Below are 16,670 nucleotides of genomic sequence, written 5' to 3'. Positions count from 1 at the left end.
CGTCATTGGGATCAATCACAGGCGGCGCATATGGGGCGTTCACAGATTAGGGCTCCTCATCGCGTATGCCTGCGCCAGAAAGCCGGCACGGCAACGCTCATATCTCTCTCAAAAGTCGAAATAAGCGATGATTGGCGGGGCGGCAAGAGATACCCCGTCAAGCTCAAGGCGCGTTCGCAGCTGCCTCTGGATCGACCTCTTCTGTTGGCGTGTAGGACAAAAGGTCAGCGATCCGCGGGTCGCCTGCCGCTTCCCAACCGTCGTCTGTCCTGCGCAAAGCATTGGTTTTACCGCGCGGGGCAATCACCCGGATTTGTTCATGGCCAAGCGCTTTAAGCTCATCGACCATGCCAGCAACAATGCCGCCTTCTTCGGTGATGGCAACTGGTCCAAACGCCATAAACAAGGGCAGGTTGAGAGCATCCTTAGCGCTCATCCCGAAATCAAGGACGCCAATGATGGACCGGGTCACTTGCACAGGGATAGTCGGTCCGCCCGCTGCGCCGATCACCAAAACGACCTCGCCCTGCTCATCGAACACGATTGTAGGGGCCATGGAAGAGCGCGGGCGCTTGCCGCCTTCGACACGGTTTGCGACCGGCTTTCCGTCTGCAACCGGGTTGGTGCTGAAATCGGTGAGTTCGTTGTTGAGGTAGAAGCCGCCCCAATGGAGGCCTGACCCCCATGCTCCCTCGATGGTTGAGGTGTAACTTACCGCATTGCCTTCGCCGTCGACGATTGCAAAATGGGTGGTGCCGTTTTCGGCTGGTTCGTCGCCATCGCCGCGGGCGAGGGGGGCTCCGGGCGGTGTCCCGGCTTCTGCTTCTTCGAGCGCCTTTGCAGGGTCCAACAATGCGCTTCGGCTGGAGAGATAGGCGGGGTCGACAAGCCCTGCGACAGGCACAGATACGAAGTCTTCATCGCCGATGTAGAGTTCACGATCGGCATAGGCGAGGCGCTGCGAATCGAGGAAGAGGTGCCAGAATTGGGGGCTGTTTGGGCCAAGAGCAGCGACATCGAACCGTTCGAGTTGAGCCAGCATCTGTCCAACCGCAACGCCGCCAGACGAGGGTGGGCCCATGCCGCACACTTTGTAGGCGCGATAGGGAACACAGACGGGATCGCGCTGCTTGGCGGTGTAGGATGAGACATCGGTCGCTGTCATGCGGCCATCTTGCGGGGTTTCGCCTGCGACATAGGCGGCAAATTCGGCGGCGCTGTCATCGTAAAAGGCCGAGGCCCCTTTAGCTGCCAGCATCTCGAACGTGGCGGCCAATTCGGGGACTTTAATCGTCGCTCCGACAGGCAAAGCTTCGCCGTCTGCGCCATAGAATATAGCGCGCGCAGCCTCGGTTTTGCCTGCTCGGTCGACCCGGCCGCTCAACGATGCGTGCAGGCGGCGGTTTACAACGAAACCATCGCGCGCCAGGGCAATTGCGGGCTCAAACAGGTCAGCCCAAGGCAGCTTACCGTACCTTTCATGGGCCTTTGCAGCGAGGGCGATGTTGCCCGGAACACCCACACTAAGCCCCGAGATAGTGCGCATCTCGAAGGGCAGCCGCTCGCCTTCTGCATCAAGGAAACGGTTGCCCGTTGCCGACTTTGGCGCGGTTTCCCGGCCGTCAAATGTGACAAGCTCACCATCGCCCGCACGCAACATAAAGCCGCCTCCGCCAATGCCAGAGCTTTGCGGTTCAACCACGGTAAGCGCCAGCATCACCGCAATCGCAGCATCCGTTGCAGATCCGCCTTTTGCTAAAATCGCCTCACCCGCAGCGGTCGCTCGTGGATCAGCGCTGCTGACGGCGCCAAGGTCAATAGGGTCGGAGACCGCTCTCTCAATCGGCGGCGGGGTGCTTGAAAGAGGTGCGGGCGCATTGCTGCATCCGGACAGGCCAAGAGCAAACGGGGCTAAGATTGCGACGTGTTTTAGCATGGGCAAGCTAGCTATTCGCTTCCAACCGCCTCCGCAATGCTTGAGACGCCCTCGCGCTCCATTATCCGGGCAAGACCCCGGGCGATTTGTGCGCCCAATGTGGGGCCGTGATAAACCATTGCGGAATAAAGCTGAACGAGGCTGGCTCCGGCGCAGATCCGTTCCCAGGCGTGTTCAGCCGTGGCGATACCGCCCACTCCGATCAAAGGAATAGCCCCGCCAGTGGCCGCCCGGAAATCCCGGACCCGCTGAAGCGCAAGCTGGCGCAGTGGTTGTCCTGACAGCCCCCCGGTTTCGCCTGCATGGCGCGAGGTCAGCCCGTCGCGCGAAATGGTTGTGTTGGACACGATCAGCGCGCCAAGCCCCTTATCCATCGCAATGCGCGAAATCGCGTCAATGTCTTGGGGCTCGAGATCAGGCGCCACTTTAAGGAACATCGGCGGCAGACTGCCCCTTGATGCCGCGCCCTCCATTGCCTCTGCCCGCGCCGCGATCACGCCGTCGATGAGGGCAGAAAGCGCGCCCTCATCCTGAAGCGCCCGCAAACCCGGTGTATTGGGGCTCGACACATTCACAGCCAGGTAGCTTGCATAAGGGGTCATCACCCGTGCCATCTCAGCATAGTCTGCGATCCGGTCTTCGGAATCCTTGTTTGCGCCGATGTTGATACCCACAAGGCCACCGCGAGTTTTGCGTGCCTCGAGCCGTTTAACCGCCGCCACAGCGCCAGCATTGTTGAACCCCATCCGGTTGATAACGCCCTGATCTTCGGTCAGGCGAAAGAGGCGCGGTTTGGGATTACCCGCTTGAGGGCGCGGGGTGATTGATCCCACTTCTGTAAACCCAAAGCCCAGCGCCAAAAGGCTATCTGGAACCTCTGCATCCTTATCAAAGCCTGCAGCAACGCCGACAGGATTGGGAAAATCGAGCCCCGCCACATTGATCGCAAGGCTGGAAGTGCCCGCTTGGCGTTTTGGGGACGCACCTATAGGCACCGCTTTGAGCGCCTTGATCGCAAGCTTGTGACCCGTTTCCGAATCGAGCGCGAAAATGGCAGGGCGGGCAAGGTCAAACAGTTTGAATGAGCTGAACATCGCGTATTGCTAAGCCCAAAAAACGGGCGATTGTCGAGCGCAAACAATCACCCGAACGCGCACAAAAGCTACAAAATGCGTCGAGTATTGAGAAAATTGCAACACTCCAAGCTTGTCGCTTCAATACAATTATTCCTTTTAAACCCCCGCTAAGTAAAGCTCGCGACCCGAAGGGCTCTAAGCAGCGATGCAAAGAGTTCCTCAACTCACATGGGCGGCTTTCCTAGAGTGAAAGCCGCCCTTTTTTTTGTGCAGTCCCTCTGTTAGCTCTGCGCGAAAGAAGAGTAGGTGCACAAATGGTTGAGGGATTTGAAGGCTTTCCCGGTCTAACGGGCGGTCATAACGGCGGGACGGCGGCTGACTTTGAAGTCGAGCTTACCTCAGGTGATCTCATCGAAGTTGACTACATCGCGCCGCCTGCTGCGATCAGCGACTTTGTGACCACGCTTTACCACTTCCGCTGCGATGAACCGGAGATTTGCGACATTCAGCCTGCATCTGTTGGCCATTTTGCGATATTTCCAAAGGGCCGCGGCGAAATGCTGTTCCGCGATGGGCGGCGCGACCCCAATCACGCGAGCGTTGTGATGACGCCTTTATCGACCGCTCACCCGATCCAGGTCAAAGGTCCGATGCACTCCATTGGCGCAGCACTCACTCCCCTTGGCTGGGCCGCGCTGACCGGGCTTCATGCAGGCGAGATTTGCGACAGATTGCTTTGCGCAAGCGATGTCCTTGGGCAAGATGCGGTCGATCTGGGTGAGGCGCTCAATGCCGATTATCTATCAGGCGCACAGACTGGGCATGAATGCGCCCTTGCCATCGGTGAGTTTTTGAAGGCCCGCTTTAAACCGGTCAATTCGCGCCATGCTCAGCTGATCAAGACGGTCAATACCTGGCTTGGGTCCTCGCTCAATCCCAGCCTTGACGACCTCACCAAAGCTGCGGCCTATTCAACGCGCCAGGTTCAGCGTTTGACCGAGAGGTATTTCGGCCTACCACCACAAGCGTTGGCGCGAAAATACCGCGCTCTTCGTGCTGCTGCTCTCTTGTCTTTTCCCAGCCTCACCCCCGAATTCGAGGCGCAGTTGGCAGGCGCCTTTTTCGACCAGTCTCACATGATCCGCGAGATCAATCTCTTCGTCGGGCGCACACCCGCGCGCTTGCAGGACCCGGATACGCCGTTCCTGTCCGAGATGATCGCCCCGCAAAACTTGCGCGAACTGGACAGCTGAGCCCTTCTTTGCAGGCAATATCGAGAGGCAAGTCCTGCCGGCGCTCCCGCTGCGCTTGAAATCGGAGCATATTGCGCGTATTTGAAATAGGAACGAATCAATCCGATTTAAGAACCACTCGCAATAAGGCCCTTTTCCCTCTCTCATGCGCCTCTCCAACCTCACCGATTACGCCATCATCACGATGTGCCAGGCGGCGACCCATTGCGGGGATGGCCGGGTGAGCGCGGCTGAATTGGCGAATGAGACGGGGCTTCCTGTTCCCACGGTTCAACGTTTGGTGTCCAAGCTGACCGCGGCGAGCCTTCTGCGGTCGGTTCGCGGTGCGGGCGGAGGTCTGCAATTGGGCCGCCCAGCTGCTGCGATTACGGTTGCCGATATTGTCGAAGCGGTGGAGGGGCCGATTGCGCTTACCGCATGTCTCGACAATGGCGACTGCGATCACGAGGCCGGCTGCAATATGAAGCCGCATTGGCCGATGATCAACGCCAAGCTGCGCGGCGCGCTTGCTGAAATCACTCTGGACGATCTGCGTCCAAATTCACCCTCTCAAAAATTTACACAAAAAGAGCTTACGGCATGACCGACAATCTCGACCTACAACCGGAAATCGACACCCAAGAGATAGATAGGGACGCCAAGGACGCGGCTGCTGCTGCGACCGAGTATGAGCATGGCTGGTCCTCGGATATTGAGACCGAATTTGCCGAAAAGGGCCTGACCGAAGATACGGTTCGGTTTATCTCTGGCAAAAAGGGTGAGCCGGAATGGATGCTCGATTGGCGCCTGAAAGCCTTCCGCATGTGGCAGGAAATGGAAGAGCCCGATTGGGCCAAAGTCGGCTATCCGAAAATCGATTATCAGGACGCCTACTACTACGCCGCGCCGACGAAGAAGGTGGAGCTTGATTCGCTCGACGATCTCGATCCCGAGATTAAGCGCGTTTACGACAAGCTTGGCATTCCGCTGGGCGAACAAGAAGTGCTCGCCGGGGTCAAAGGCGCGAAGAAAGTCGCCGTGGATGCCGTTTTCGACAGCGTGAGCGTCGCGACCTCGTTCCGCGATGAGTTGATGCGTGCCGGCGTTATCTTCCGCTCGATCTCTGAGGCGATCAAGGAGTATCCTGAACTCGTCAAAAAGTGGCTGGGCCGGGTTGTGCCCACGCGCGACAATTATTTTGCCTGCCTCAATGCAGCCGTCTTCTCCGATGGCACCTTTGTTTACATCCCCGAAGGCGTGCGCTGCCCGATGGAGCTCTCCACCTATTTCCGCATCAATGCCGAGAATACGGGGCAGTTTGAGCGCACTTTGATCATCGCGGAGAAAGGCTCTTACGTCTCCTATCTCGAAGGCTGCACCGCCCCGATGCGCGATGAAAACCAGCTTCACGCAGCCGTCGTGGAACTGGTCGCCATGGAAGATGCGGAGATCAAATATTCGACTGTCCAGAACTGGTATCCGGGTGATGCCGAGGGCAAGGGCGGGATCTACAATTTCGTGACCAAGCGCGGGCTTTGCCAAGGCGACCGCTCCAAGATCAGCTGGACGCAGGTTGAAACCGGCAGCGCGGTGACGTGGAAGTATCCGTCCTGCGTCCTCAATGGCGAAGACAGCGTGGGCGAGTTCTACTCGGTCGCGGTCACCAACAATTACCAGCAGGCCGACACCGGCACCAAGATGATCCACAATGGCAAGGGCTCGCGCTCGACCATCATCTCAAAGGGGATCAGCGCTGGCCATTCGAACAACACCTATCGCGGGCTTGTCCGCGTGGGTCCAAAGGCCGAAGGGGTGCGCAACTTCACGCAATGTGACAGTCTGCTGCTGGGCGATGAATGCGGCGCCCACACCGTGCCCTATATCGAGGTGAAGAACCCCGGCGCTCAGATCGAGCACGAGGCGACCACGTCGAAAATCTCCGATGAGCAAATGTTCTACGCCCAACAACGCGGCCTCGACGAAGAGGAAGCGGTGGCGCTGATCGTCAACGGCTTTGCAAAAGACGTGCTGAAAGAGCTGCCGATGGAGTTTGCCGTCGAAGCGCAGAAGCTGCTGGCGATCTCGCTTGAGGGGAGTGTGGGGTGATGGGCGTATTTCTTGCCCTTGCGATGTCAACGGCACCAATGGCCGACACCGAATTGCCTGCGCTTTCGCAACTCTTGTTGGTGATGCAACCTTACCTTGAGTGCCGGACACCTTATGACCGCCAGATGATTGAGTTGGAGACGAGCTTGCGCGGCGCCACTTACGCTCCTCGTCCAGCAGTTGATGGGAAAACGAGCGTTGCGGAAATTGACGAACGCTTAGCTGCGGTCAATTCGGACGCACGCGAGGCATGCAATTATCTCGACCTTGAATTGCAGGTATTTGAGATGCTGCCAAATGGGCGAGGCAATCGGGCTTATTCAGCCAGAGACCTCATCCGCTCCGCAGAGGAACTGAGAAGAGTGCAGCTGACATACGAGGAAGACCTATTTGTTTGGCAGATCCCCATACCTGGTCCGGTAGGGCCAAATAAGGCAGAAGCTACCCATGACTGACCGCAAAACCCTAGGCCTCCGCGACACAAGCGACACCGAAGCCCCCGAGCTCCCTAAAAAGGGTCGCGGGTGGAAGATTTCGGATAAGCGTCTCGACGCGCTCCACGACCGTGCGCGCGAAATGCGGCGCTTTGCCTCGCCTGCGAACAAAGCGCTCGCCAAGAAGTTCGCTGAGGCCGATCTCGGCCGCTACACCTTCAAACGCTTTGCCGTTGTTGGCAGCGCGATTGTCGACTTCAACTGCCACAACCTCGGTATGGCGATCATGATCGATGAAGAGGATCAGGACGAAACGCTGGCCAAACGCCGCGACAAGAGCCTCGAGAGCGTTGGCATTCGCATCATGCGCATCAAGGCGACTGATATCCTCGACGATATGGACGCCGTGCTCGCGCGTATCACCGCTGGCATGCGCATTCGTATCGGAGACAGAAAAGACGCCGCCCGCGCCCACCGCGAGGCCAACCCCAACCAAGATTACTCACGGCCTGATCGCAAAGACAATCGCGCTGGTAGTGACAGGGGACATGACCGCGATGGTGGTGACCGCCGATGAGCCAATTTACCCCCTCCCGTCATGCCGGTCTTGATCCGGCATCCCGCTCCTTTGCCATTTCGCAAGAAGCAAGCTGGACCCCGGATCAAGTCCGGGGAGACGAAAATTGCTATGGAATTGAAACAGATGCTTAAGATCACCGACCTCCACGCAACCGTTGGCGAGGCCGACCCCAAGCCGATCCTCAAGGGCCTCTCTCTCGAAGTTCAGGCTGGCGAAGTCCACGCGATCATGGGCCCCAATGGCGCGGGTAAATCGACGCTCGCCAATGTCCTTGGGGGAAAGCCCGGATATGACGTGACCAGCGGCTCGGTCGAATTCATGGGCCAGGACCTGTTCGACCTCGACCCGCATGAGCGTGCCGCCACGGGCCTGTTCCTCGGTTTCCAATACCCGGTTGAAATCCCCGGCGTCTCCAACGTCCAATTTCTGCGCGAGGCCCTCAATGCGCAGCGCAAGTTCCGCGGCGAGGAGCCTCTGTCCGGCGGCGAGTTCCTGAAGCTTGCCAAAGAGAAAGCCGCGCTTCTCAAAATGGACATGGAAATGCTCAAGCGGCAGGTGAATGTCGGCTTTTCCGGCGGCGAGAAAAAGCGCGCTGAAATGGTGCAGATGGGCATTCTTGATCCCAAATTCGCTGTGCTGGATGAAACCGATTCAGGCCTCGATATCGATGCGCTGCGCATTGTGGGTGAGGGCATCAATTCGATCATGCGCGCACCCGACAAGGGCGTGCTCCTGATAACCCATTACCAACGCCTGCTCGACGTGGTGAAGCCTGATAAGGTGAGCATTCTCGCCGATGGACGCATCGTTCAGACCGGTGGCCCAGAGCTTGCGCTTCGTCTCGAAGACGAAGGCTACGATGCGGTGATGGCATGATAGGCATCGCTTTCCTCACCCTATCCGCTGCAGCGCCGCCGCCGTTTCCGTCCTTGGCCCCGTCCCCGACGCTGGAGCCGGAAGTCGAGAATGAGATTGTCGTGATTGGCCGGCAGCTGCGCGACTGGCGGGGCAGCTGGAAACTCAAAGACGGCGCGGTTGTTTGTAAGACCCGCAAGTCGACCGGCGACAAAGACATCGATGCAATCGGTTGCGACGCGATGACTTCGTGCATGACACCGCTCGTTCCCGAGTTTGTTGCACTCGAACAGATGGACTTATCGCGCCGTGAAATGGGCAACCGCCTGAATGCTGTTCTTGAACAAGGCAATGTCGGGCAGTGCACTTTTTCGAGGCGTGAGGAGGGCATTGAAGCGCTGGCAGCTGCCCGTCGGGGAGACGGATCATGACACAAATAGCAACCCTCCCAACCCGCCGCGATGAGGCGTGGCGCTATGCCGATATCGACGCGGTCGAGCGGCTTGGCCTTGCTGGCATTTCCGAATGGCAAGACATCGCGGTGCCCGCTGGCGAGACCAAGCGCACGTGCATGGTTGTCGGCGGCGATGCTCCCGAAGTCACGCGGATCCGCATGAGCGTCGGCGATGGCGGGCGCGCCGAAGTCTTCGCGACCAGCGCTGGTGATGACTACACCCGCCTCGAGATCGAAGTCACACTCGGCAAAGGCGCGCATTTTGAATTTGGCGGGGTGACGATCGGTGGCGGCGATGCAACCCGCGAATTTGTGACGCAAACTGTGCACGCGCAGCCCGATGCAACCAGCAACCAGATCGTCCGCAGCGTCCATTGGGGCACGGCTGCGGGCAATTTCCTTGGCGAGATCAAAGTCGCGCGCCACGCGCAAAAAACCGACGCTGCACAGGATTTCAAAGGCTTGCTTCTCGAAGCAGGTGCGAGCGCCAATGCGGTCCCGCAGCTTGAAATCTTCGCTGATGACGTGAAATGTGCGCATGGCGCGACCGTTGGTCAACTTGATGAGGCGGCGCGCTTCTACATGGCTGCACGCGGGCTCTCGCCCGAGATGGCACGGCGACTTCTGGTGCAGGCCTTTATTGGTGATGCCTTTGTAGAACTTGAGGACGAGGAAAGCCGCGAAAAGCTTCTCGAAGCAGCGCTTTCTAAATTGGAGGGTAAACTATGATCACGAAAAGTTCGAAGCTGGCGGTTCTGCCCGTTATCGCATTGCTGGGCGGCGCGGCCGTGACGGCTTCAGCGCAAGACGAAACAAGCGCGCTTATGCTCCCGTCGAGCGAATTTGCACCGATGCAGCGGTTCGACACCAATTACGAAAAGCCCAAGGATATGGCGGAATTTTACGTCCAGATGCTTGGCCTTTCGGCGCGCGATGCCGAGTATGAAGAAGGACGTAACCCGCGCAACAACAGGCACAAAGTCGTTATTGCGACCGTCGAAGGCATTGATGATCCGAAGGTCAACGCGGTTCAATGGCGTCTTGAGCTAAAAGCCGAAAGCGGCGGCTGGGAAGCTGTTGAAGCGGGCCTTCGTCGCAAATGCCAGAATGGCCCCAACACAAATCAATGGACGAGAGAAGTTTGCCCCTAGCCCTTGCCAATCGACCTGCTGCTGACTTGCGCTCTGACTTTCCTGGTCTTGTGACCAAGGATGGCGCGCCGTGGCATTACCTAGACACCGCTGCGACGGCGCAAAAGCCGCGGGCGGTGATCGAGGCCATGTCGCGCGCGCTCGGGCAAGACTATGCGACCGTTCACCGCGGGGTGTACTCGCGCTCGGCCGATATGACTTTGGCCTATGAGAACGCGCGGCGCACGATTGCCTCGCTGATCGGCGGCGGAGAGGACGAGATCGTCTTTACCCGGGGCGCGACCGAGGCGATCAACCTTGTCGCCAAAAGCTGGGGCAAGGCGAACCTCAAATCAGGCGACCGCATTCTCCTCTCGCAATTGGAGCACCACTCCAACATCGTGCCATGGCAAATGCTGGCGCAAGAGGTTGGCGCACATATCGATGTAGTGCCACTGACAAGCGACCATCAGATCGATCTGGATGCAGCCGAGGCCATGCTCACCGAGCAACACAAACTGGTCGCCTTTGGTCATGTATCCAATGTCCTGGGCGGCGTGCTCGATGCCAAGCGTGCGGCGGACCTCGCTCACAAAGTCGGCGCGAAATTGCTCCTCGATGGCTGTCAGGCGGTTGCGCATATGCCGGTCGATGTCGCAGCGCTCGATTGCGATTTCTACGTTTTCTCCGCGCACAAGCTTTATGGTCCAACGGGCATCGGTGCCTTATGGGCGCGCTCTGAAATCCTGCTCGAAATGCCCGCCTGGGAAGGCGGCGGGGCGATGATCGATCGCGTGACCTTTGAAAAGACCACTTACGCCAGCGGACCCCAACGTTTTGAAGCGGGCACGCCTGCGATCACTGAAGCGATCGCGTTTGCCGCTGCCACGCATTACGTTCAATCCGTTGGCCTTGGCGCGATGCACGAGGCGGAAGGCGAGCTTGTGGCCCGTCTTCGCCGCGAGCTGACCGCGATGAACGATGTGACCGTTTACGGTCCTGAGGCAAGCGCAGGGATCGTCAGTTTTACCATCGACGGCATTCACCCCCATGACCTTGGCACCATCCTTGACGAAGCCAATGTCGCCATCCGCGCAGGCCACCATTGTGCACAGCCATTGATGGACTATCTCGGCGTACCAGCCACGGCGCGCGCCAGTTTCGGGCTCTATTCCACTCAGGAAGACGTAACCGCGCTTCTTGAAGGCATCGCCCGCACTCGCCGGATTTTTGGAAAAGGCATTTGAGTATGACCACTCCCAACCAAACTCAGGAAAAACCACCCCGCGCTCGGGTTGAAGACGCTGTCGACCCGGACACATCGGGCGCGACTGCACCTCGGACCCGTGATTATCTCGACGGTTTCCTGCACCAGAAGCCGGCCAGCGACGCCGCTGGCGGTCCGGGTGGCGATTTGCAGCAGGCAGTGATTGATGCCCTCAAAGAGATTTACGACCCGGAAATTCCGGTCAACATCTACGATCTGGGCCTGATTTACGGGGTTGAAGTGGATGATGAGTGCGATGCGACCGTCACGATGACGCTCACGACCCCGCATTGTCCGGTTGCCGAGACTATGCCGGGTGAAGTGGAGCTGCGCGCCGCATCCGTCCCCGGCATTCGGGATGCGGAGGTGGAGCTGGTCTGGGATCCGCCATGGAGCCCTGAAAAAATGTCCGACGAAGCCCGCCTCGAACTGGGGATGTTGTGATGACCGATACAACAACAAAGACCCGCAAACTGCCCGCAGCTGTGGTCCTGACAAAGGGCGCAGAGGAGAGGATTGCCCATCTGATGAGCCAGGCGCCTGATGATGCGATCGGCGTCAAACTCTCAACCCCGCGCCGTGGGTGTTCCGGCCTTGCTTACTCGGTCGATTATGTCACCGAAGAGGCCAACTTCGACGAAAAGATCGAAACACCCGGCGGCACATTCTACATCGACGGGGCGAGTGTGCTCTATCTGGTGGGATCGACCATGGACTGGGTCGAAGACGACTTCACCGCCGGTTTCACCTTTGAAAACCCCAACGCCAAAGGCGCGTGCGGGTGCGGTGAGAGCTTTATGGTCTGATGCAGCGGGTTGTCGAATTGACGACAACGCTTGACTGCGCGCCTGACGAAGCGTGGACCTATGTGCGCACCTCGGCGCTTCTTGACTATATTGCCGCGCCGCTGATCCGGTTTGTGCCGCGCGGGGGGAAGCGGTTCCCGCCAGACTGGACCGTGGGCGAACACCGCGCCTTGATGCTGCTGTTTGGCATCATCCCGATAGGGTGGCAGGCGATCGTTATCAGCTTCCCCGAGCCCGATGGCGAGGTCCGGACGCTGCGCGATAATGGCTATGGCCCGATGATAAAACGCTGGGACCACTGGATCGAGATCGCACCCGACACGGGCGGCACCGCAACGCGCTACACCGACCGTGTTACTGTGGACGCAGGCTTTCTAACGCCGCTTGTCGCCGGGTTTGCGCGCGTTTTCTATGCCCACCGTCAAAGACGCTGGCGCTCTCTTGTAGCGAAAGGGTTTGCCCCGCTAAAGCGTTGAACCTCAGCTGCCTTTAACAATCCGGGCGATCAAGCGTTGCTCAAGATCATCCACTTCGCCGTCAGTCTCCACCATGGCGTTGACCCAGTCTTTTTCAGCCTGAGTAACCTTGGCCCCTTCGATGGACGCTGCGACAATGTTTTCGCCTGCGCTTTCTGGCAGCGGCCCGCCTTTGCGCTTGCCGAAAACAACGCCCATTGCGTTCGCGAAATTCTCAGACACATTGGGCGCGGCGCGGACCATATTACCCAAGAAGCGTCCAACATTGGCGTCATTGTCCGCAACAAAGCTTTGCAGTTCAAGCTTGCGGTCATGGCTCAACTGGGCATTCGCCATGGTGAAGCCTTTGAGATAATTCTCTACCCCATCGAGGAACAATTGCTCCCATTCCGGCGCGTTGGCATCCGATAGCGTTGCATCTTTGAGGCGGAACAACATCTCCGCTTCAAACCGGCTGACCGCAGCAGGGCCACAACCACCGCTGGCGAACACCACACGGCGAAGGATATTGGCCTCCGTGCTGGTGATATGCGTGTCTGACAATTCACCACCGCAACGCGTGGGGCCTGTTCCTGTGAGAACCTCTTGCTCGATTTGCTCAACAACATAGTTCTTAAGCAGCGAAGGCACGTTTTCAGCGCGCTCGATGATGCGCACGATTGTTTCAAGCTCAACCGCACTGTCCACGATCCCATCCTGGTCGACCTGTTTGATCAGCCAGCGGGCTTCTGCATCGTCGCATTGCAGGCGGGGCGGGGTGGCGTTCAGGACGAATTCGCCGATGGCCTCAACGAAAAAGTCGCACCATTCCTCGTCGCGTTGATCGAGGGCATTGTTGAGCGCAAACAGCGCCTCTGCCTCGTCGCGTGCAATGATCCCATCGCCCCAACCTTGGCGGCGAAGCGCGAGAACCTCTTGTGCATCGACCTTCCCATCGACGGCGGCAGCTTTGGCGAGTTCAGTAAAATGCGTGGTCATTTTGGTCGTAACCCCTTTGATATGGGCAGTTACATGACACAATGTGCTTAAAGCCGGGTTACCAAGTCGATCTATCCACCCGCCTTATCCACCCGCCTTAACCGCCCGAACGCGAGCTACGTTCGACCTCGGAGATACACCGCGCCCGGTCGGCACTCTCACCGCCAACCCGTCTGCGTGCCTCAATATGGGTCGCAACCGGCTGGGAGCGCGGTTGAAGCGGGTAGAGGAAGATGTCGAGCACGCAGGTTTCAGAAATGAACTGCAACTTGCGCGCGTCGCCTTCGGAAAGGTCAATCCGCGCCTCGCCAAAACGCTGGGTCAGGGCTGTGGCTTGCTTGCCAATAACGCTTTCGAGGCCGTTTCCACGTAAAATGCGCGGGGGCGGAACCGTGCCAGCCGAAGCCGTGGTGCGAGCGGTGGTGGACGCGCCGCCGGCCCCTCCCGCGCAGGCAGACAGGCACAGGCCGCTAAGACAAATCACTGCGAAGCCCTTACGCATCCAATGCTGTTCCTTGACCGCTGGCGATAGCACTACCCATCCCCCGATGCGCCAAATGGGTTCCAGCCGCCGCCCCTAAGATGGGAGCAAGGAAATTGACGAAGGGGACCACCATGATCGCTGCAATAACCGCTCCCAAGACAAAGCGCTGAAAGCCGGGGACGGGGTTTGCGCTGGGTTGGTCACCGCAATGACGAAACCATGCCATATCGGTGAGTTCCCGGCCCAATAGCACTGCATTAACAAGCAGGAATACAATCGCAGGCCCGATCGCTGTAAACACCAACACAGCCGCGACCGGCAGGGCCAGAGCATTGAACAATAACGCTCTTCCAATCCCGCGCACGCTGTTGGCAAGGTCACGCTGAAACGGCAGCTTGTTCGCTTGCGCAGCGGCCTTGGGATAGTGCTTTTGTTCGACCGCAATCACAATCTCATCGGCAAAGAATTGAAGCACTGCGAGCGCCACCACCCGGAACAAGAACCAGAATGCAAGGCCACCGATGATCACCGCCGCCGCCGCCGCAACTCCAGATCCAGCCCACCCGCCACCATCAACACCGGCCGCTTCAAGCCCAATTGCTTCGAGTGCAACGCTAAGGCCAAAGTAGAGGCCAGTGCCGAACAGCGCGAACACCAGAAGTGTCATCGCCGCCGTCTTGACAAGCAGCAACACAACCGCCCGGTCGGTAAGCTGGCCAAGGCCTTTTACCAGCGCTGAAATCACGTCATTCATACCTTCACCTGTGCTTGCCCTCTTGGCTTAAGTCAAACCACGCATAGGCGCTTTACCCCTTTATGCTTGGCCTCTCCCCTCCTTGGCGCTAGGCGCTCGCTCAACATTTTCAATTATTCGATCCAAGGACCTCTTCATCGTGTCAGACACAACCACCCGCTATGACGTACTCGCAATTGGCAACGCTGTTGTTGATGTCATCGCCTCGTGCGACGAGGGCCTTATTGAAGAGCTTGGTCTCAATCGCGGTGGCATGACATTGATTGATGAGGCGAAGGCGGACGAGCTCTACGACGCTATGCCACCTGCGCGCGAGGTTTCCGGGGGTTCCGCTGCCAACACTCTGGCGGGCATTTCCACCCTTGGTCTGCAATGCGCGTTTATCGGACAGGTTGCCGATGACCAGCTCGGCAAGGTCTTTCGCCACGATATGCGCGCAACCGGAATTGATTTCGACACCCCGGCCCGGACTGGTGAACCTGCGACCGGGCGCGTTCTGATTTTTGTGACGCCCGATGGCGAGCGCACGATGAATACCTTCCTTGGCGCAGGCCAGTTCCTGCCTTCCTCGGCCCTCGACGAAGAGCTGATCGCTAGCGCCGCGATCCTCTATCTCGAAGGATACCTCTGGGACCCCGAAGAGCCGCGTAATGCCATGCGCCGCGCCATGGGCGTTGCCAGAGCCGCAGGCCGCAAGGTCGCGTTCACCGCTTCCGAAAGCTTCGTCATCGACCGTCACGGCGATGATTTCCGCGCCATGATCGAAGAGGGGCTGATCGACATCCTCTTCGTCAACGAAACCGAGCTTGCGAGCCTTACGGGTGAAGACGATTTCGAAACCGGCTTCGACATGATCGCGCCCAATGTCCCCGTCCTCGTCGCCACCCGCAGCGCCAAAGGCGCCGTTGCCAGCGCATATGGCGAGCGCGCCGTTGTTGCCGCAGCGCCTGTTGCCAAGGTGGTCGACACCACAGGGGCAGGCGACCAGTTCGCCGCCGGTTTCCTTGCCGGTTTTGCGCGCGGTGAGAAGCTGGAGACTTGCCTCAAGCGCGGAGCCATTGCAGCCGCCGAAGTGATTTCACACTATGGCCCGCGTCCAGAAGCCGATATGAAGGCGCTGATGGAGCAAAGTCTGTAAGCTTCTGAAAATGCGCTAAAATACGCAAGTTTTGACACACTTGACACACTGTCCTGGGGTTGAAATCCGTTCGATTAGTCGGGCGCTCACTAATCGGTTCTACCGATTGAACTGGGTCAAGCGTGCCGGGAAGTGAAAAAGCCATACTTGAGGTTAGCGCGCTAAGCCCGAGTAGGAAAACCAGTGTTTCTCCGACATGGCTTGCCCACGTCACCCCAGCTTTCGAAATCACTCCACCGGCACGTAATCCCGGCGCTTTAGCGTAATCATGTAGTTGGACACTTCATTGACCTTATCGGGGGTCAGGTCGAAATCCATCTGTTCAGGATAATTGTGCGCGTTTCTGAGCCAGGCCTGGATTGTGGACCGGGTCACACCGGGCCGATTGGCAATCGATTCAAAGCTTGGCGCGGTCGCATTGGGCGAGAGGAAGGGTGGCTCAACCGCATGGCACCCCCCGCAAGCTGCTTCGACGAAAGCGGGCGCAGGAGCCGTCGAGATCGCCCCGACCTGAGGCGCATCCGGGTAAGCGGACTGACAAGAGGCAAGGAGCAGACCTGCTGCGGCGGAGATGATGAGGCGATGGGTCATATTGGCTGTATGAACCCATTAAGGCCAAGTGTCTTTGATCTGAATCAAGTTTGTGTCTGCACGCTCTCCATACAGCCCACCCCGCTGCGACTAAGCCTCACCTATCGGTTCGGCAAGTCTCGCTCCGCTGGCCTACGGCCGTCTGCGACTCCCCGCTTGCGGGAGGGGTTGGGCGTGGGCAGATGCGCGTACTCGCCTTCGTGCGCAACGTCTGTTCAGCCGATATCGTTGCGGTAGATGCGGCTCGGGAAATCCACCCAATTGCGGACGTGGTACAGACTGCTAACCTGCGACAATGACAATCGTCCTCCTAGGGTCTTCGATCCCGATCTTGCTAGCCATTTTAGTGGGCTTTGCCTTCTCTCGGCAGCGG

Annotated in this window: 20 protein-coding genes; 14 read left to right on the top strand and 6 right to left on the bottom strand. The window is 58.6% G+C overall.

Features of this window, described 5'->3' with window-relative positions; all coding sequences use genetic code 11:
• Positions 1-163: 163 nt before the first annotated feature.
• Complete coding sequence (gene ggt, locus EH31_RS11485) at positions 164-1,936, bottom strand: gamma-glutamyltransferase (protein ID WP_034960564.1); 1,773 nt, start codon at positions 1,934-1,936, stop codon at positions 164-166.
• A gap of 11 nt (positions 1,937-1,947) precedes the next feature.
• Positions 1,948-3,030: a quinone-dependent dihydroorotate dehydrogenase gene (locus tag EH31_RS11480; protein ID WP_034960563.1), complete on the bottom strand. Its 1,083-nt coding sequence runs from the start codon at positions 3,028-3,030 to the stop codon at positions 1,948-1,950.
• 296 nt (positions 3,031-3,326) lie between these two features.
• Here EH31_RS11480 and EH31_RS11475 point away from each other — a divergent pair, with 296 nt between their 5' ends.
• From EH31_RS11475 to EH31_RS11415, 13 genes are all read left to right on the top strand, one after another.
• Positions 3,327-4,265 carry a helix-turn-helix transcriptional regulator gene (locus tag EH31_RS11475; protein WP_051699209.1) on the top strand — a complete coding sequence of 313 codons (939 nt, stop codon included), beginning with the start codon at positions 3,327-3,329 and terminating at the stop codon, positions 4,263-4,265.
• A 145-nt stretch (positions 4,266-4,410) separates the two neighbouring features.
• Positions 4,411-4,848, top strand: a complete 438-nt coding sequence (locus tag EH31_RS11470) for an SUF system Fe-S cluster assembly regulator (RefSeq protein WP_034960561.1) — start codon at positions 4,411-4,413, stop codon at positions 4,846-4,848.
• Complete coding sequence (gene sufB / locus EH31_RS11465) at positions 4,845-6,350, top strand: Fe-S cluster assembly protein SufB (RefSeq protein ID WP_034960560.1); 1,506 nt, start codon at positions 4,845-4,847, stop codon at positions 6,348-6,350. Before EH31_RS11470 ends, sufB begins: the two co-directional genes overlap by 4 nt.
• 38 nt (positions 6,351-6,388) lie before the next feature.
• Positions 6,389-6,805 carry a hypothetical protein gene (locus tag EH31_RS11460; RefSeq protein ID WP_206742030.1) on the top strand — a complete coding sequence of 139 codons (417 nt, stop codon included), beginning with the start codon at positions 6,389-6,391 and terminating at the stop codon, positions 6,803-6,805.
• Positions 6,798-7,361: an endonuclease domain-containing protein gene (locus tag EH31_RS11455; RefSeq protein WP_034960557.1), complete on the top strand. Its 564-nt coding sequence runs from the start codon at positions 6,798-6,800 to the stop codon at positions 7,359-7,361. Before EH31_RS11460 ends, EH31_RS11455 begins: the two co-directional genes overlap by 8 nt.
• 126 nt (positions 7,362-7,487) lie before the next feature.
• Positions 7,488-8,240, top strand: a complete 753-nt coding sequence (sufC, locus tag EH31_RS11450) for a Fe-S cluster assembly ATPase SufC (protein ID WP_034960556.1) — start codon at positions 7,488-7,490, stop codon at positions 8,238-8,240.
• Positions 8,237-8,650: a hypothetical protein gene (locus tag EH31_RS11445; RefSeq protein WP_034960554.1), complete on the top strand. Its 414-nt coding sequence runs from the start codon at positions 8,237-8,239 to the stop codon at positions 8,648-8,650. Before sufC ends, EH31_RS11445 begins: the two co-directional genes overlap by 4 nt.
• Positions 8,647-9,402 (top strand): SufD family Fe-S cluster assembly protein, encoded by a 756-nt coding sequence (locus EH31_RS11440; protein WP_034960553.1) that lies wholly within the window; start codon positions 8,647-8,649, stop codon positions 9,400-9,402. Before EH31_RS11445 ends, EH31_RS11440 begins: the two co-directional genes overlap by 4 nt.
• Positions 9,399-9,824 carry a hypothetical protein gene (locus tag EH31_RS11435; protein WP_034960551.1) on the top strand — a complete coding sequence of 142 codons (426 nt, stop codon included), beginning with the start codon at positions 9,399-9,401 and terminating at the stop codon, positions 9,822-9,824. Before EH31_RS11440 ends, EH31_RS11435 begins: the two co-directional genes overlap by 4 nt.
• Positions 9,800-11,050, top strand: coding sequence for an aminotransferase class V-fold PLP-dependent enzyme (locus EH31_RS11430; RefSeq protein WP_081853380.1), 1,251 nt, complete (start codon positions 9,800-9,802; stop codon positions 11,048-11,050). Before EH31_RS11435 ends, EH31_RS11430 begins: the two co-directional genes overlap by 25 nt.
• Positions 11,051-11,052: 2 nt before the next feature.
• Positions 11,053-11,514 carry an SUF system Fe-S cluster assembly protein gene (locus EH31_RS11425; RefSeq protein WP_034960550.1) on the top strand — a complete coding sequence of 154 codons (462 nt, stop codon included), beginning with the start codon at positions 11,053-11,055 and terminating at the stop codon, positions 11,512-11,514.
• Positions 11,514-11,876: a HesB/IscA family protein gene (locus EH31_RS11420; RefSeq protein WP_034960548.1), complete on the top strand. Its 363-nt coding sequence runs from the start codon at positions 11,514-11,516 to the stop codon at positions 11,874-11,876. The genes EH31_RS11425 and EH31_RS11420 overlap by 1 nt, the downstream gene beginning before the upstream one ends.
• Positions 11,876-12,352 carry a hypothetical protein gene (locus EH31_RS11415; protein ID WP_034960546.1) on the top strand — a complete coding sequence of 159 codons (477 nt, stop codon included), beginning with the start codon at positions 11,876-11,878 and terminating at the stop codon, positions 12,350-12,352. The genes EH31_RS11420 and EH31_RS11415 overlap by 1 nt, the downstream gene beginning before the upstream one ends.
• Before the next feature lie 3 nt (positions 12,353-12,355).
• Here the strand turns inward: EH31_RS11415 and EH31_RS11410 are convergent, their stop codons facing one another.
• From EH31_RS11410 to EH31_RS11400, 3 genes are all read right to left on the bottom strand, one after another.
• Positions 12,356-13,330 (bottom strand): hypothetical protein, encoded by a 975-nt coding sequence (locus EH31_RS11410; RefSeq protein ID WP_034960545.1) that lies wholly within the window; start codon positions 13,328-13,330, stop codon positions 12,356-12,358.
• A gap of 97 nt (positions 13,331-13,427) precedes the next feature.
• Complete coding sequence (locus EH31_RS11405) at positions 13,428-13,832, bottom strand: hypothetical protein (protein WP_034960544.1); 405 nt, start codon at positions 13,830-13,832, stop codon at positions 13,428-13,430.
• Positions 13,825-14,568: an EI24 domain-containing protein gene (locus tag EH31_RS11400; protein WP_034960543.1), complete on the bottom strand. Its 744-nt coding sequence runs from the start codon at positions 14,566-14,568 to the stop codon at positions 13,825-13,827. The genes EH31_RS11405 and EH31_RS11400 overlap by 8 nt, the downstream gene beginning before the upstream one ends.
• Positions 14,569-14,707: 139 nt before the next feature.
• Here EH31_RS11400 and EH31_RS11395 point away from each other — a divergent pair, with 139 nt between their 5' ends.
• Positions 14,708-15,706, top strand: coding sequence for an adenosine kinase (locus tag EH31_RS11395; RefSeq protein WP_034960695.1), 999 nt, complete (start codon positions 14,708-14,710; stop codon positions 15,704-15,706).
• 228 nt (positions 15,707-15,934) lie between these two features.
• Here EH31_RS11395 and EH31_RS11390 read toward each other — a convergent pair whose 3' ends face one another.
• Positions 15,935-16,297 carry a hypothetical protein gene (locus tag EH31_RS11390; protein ID WP_034960541.1) on the bottom strand — a complete coding sequence of 121 codons (363 nt, stop codon included), beginning with the start codon at positions 16,295-16,297 and terminating at the stop codon, positions 15,935-15,937.
• Positions 16,298-16,670 lie beyond the last annotated feature (373 nt).

The organism is Erythrobacter longus, assembly GCF_000715015.1.
GTDB lineage: Bacteria > Pseudomonadota > Alphaproteobacteria > Sphingomonadales > Sphingomonadaceae > Erythrobacter > Erythrobacter longus.
The sequence above is the reverse complement of the archived record's forward strand: the minus strand, read 5'-3'. Positions and strand labels throughout refer to the sequence as shown.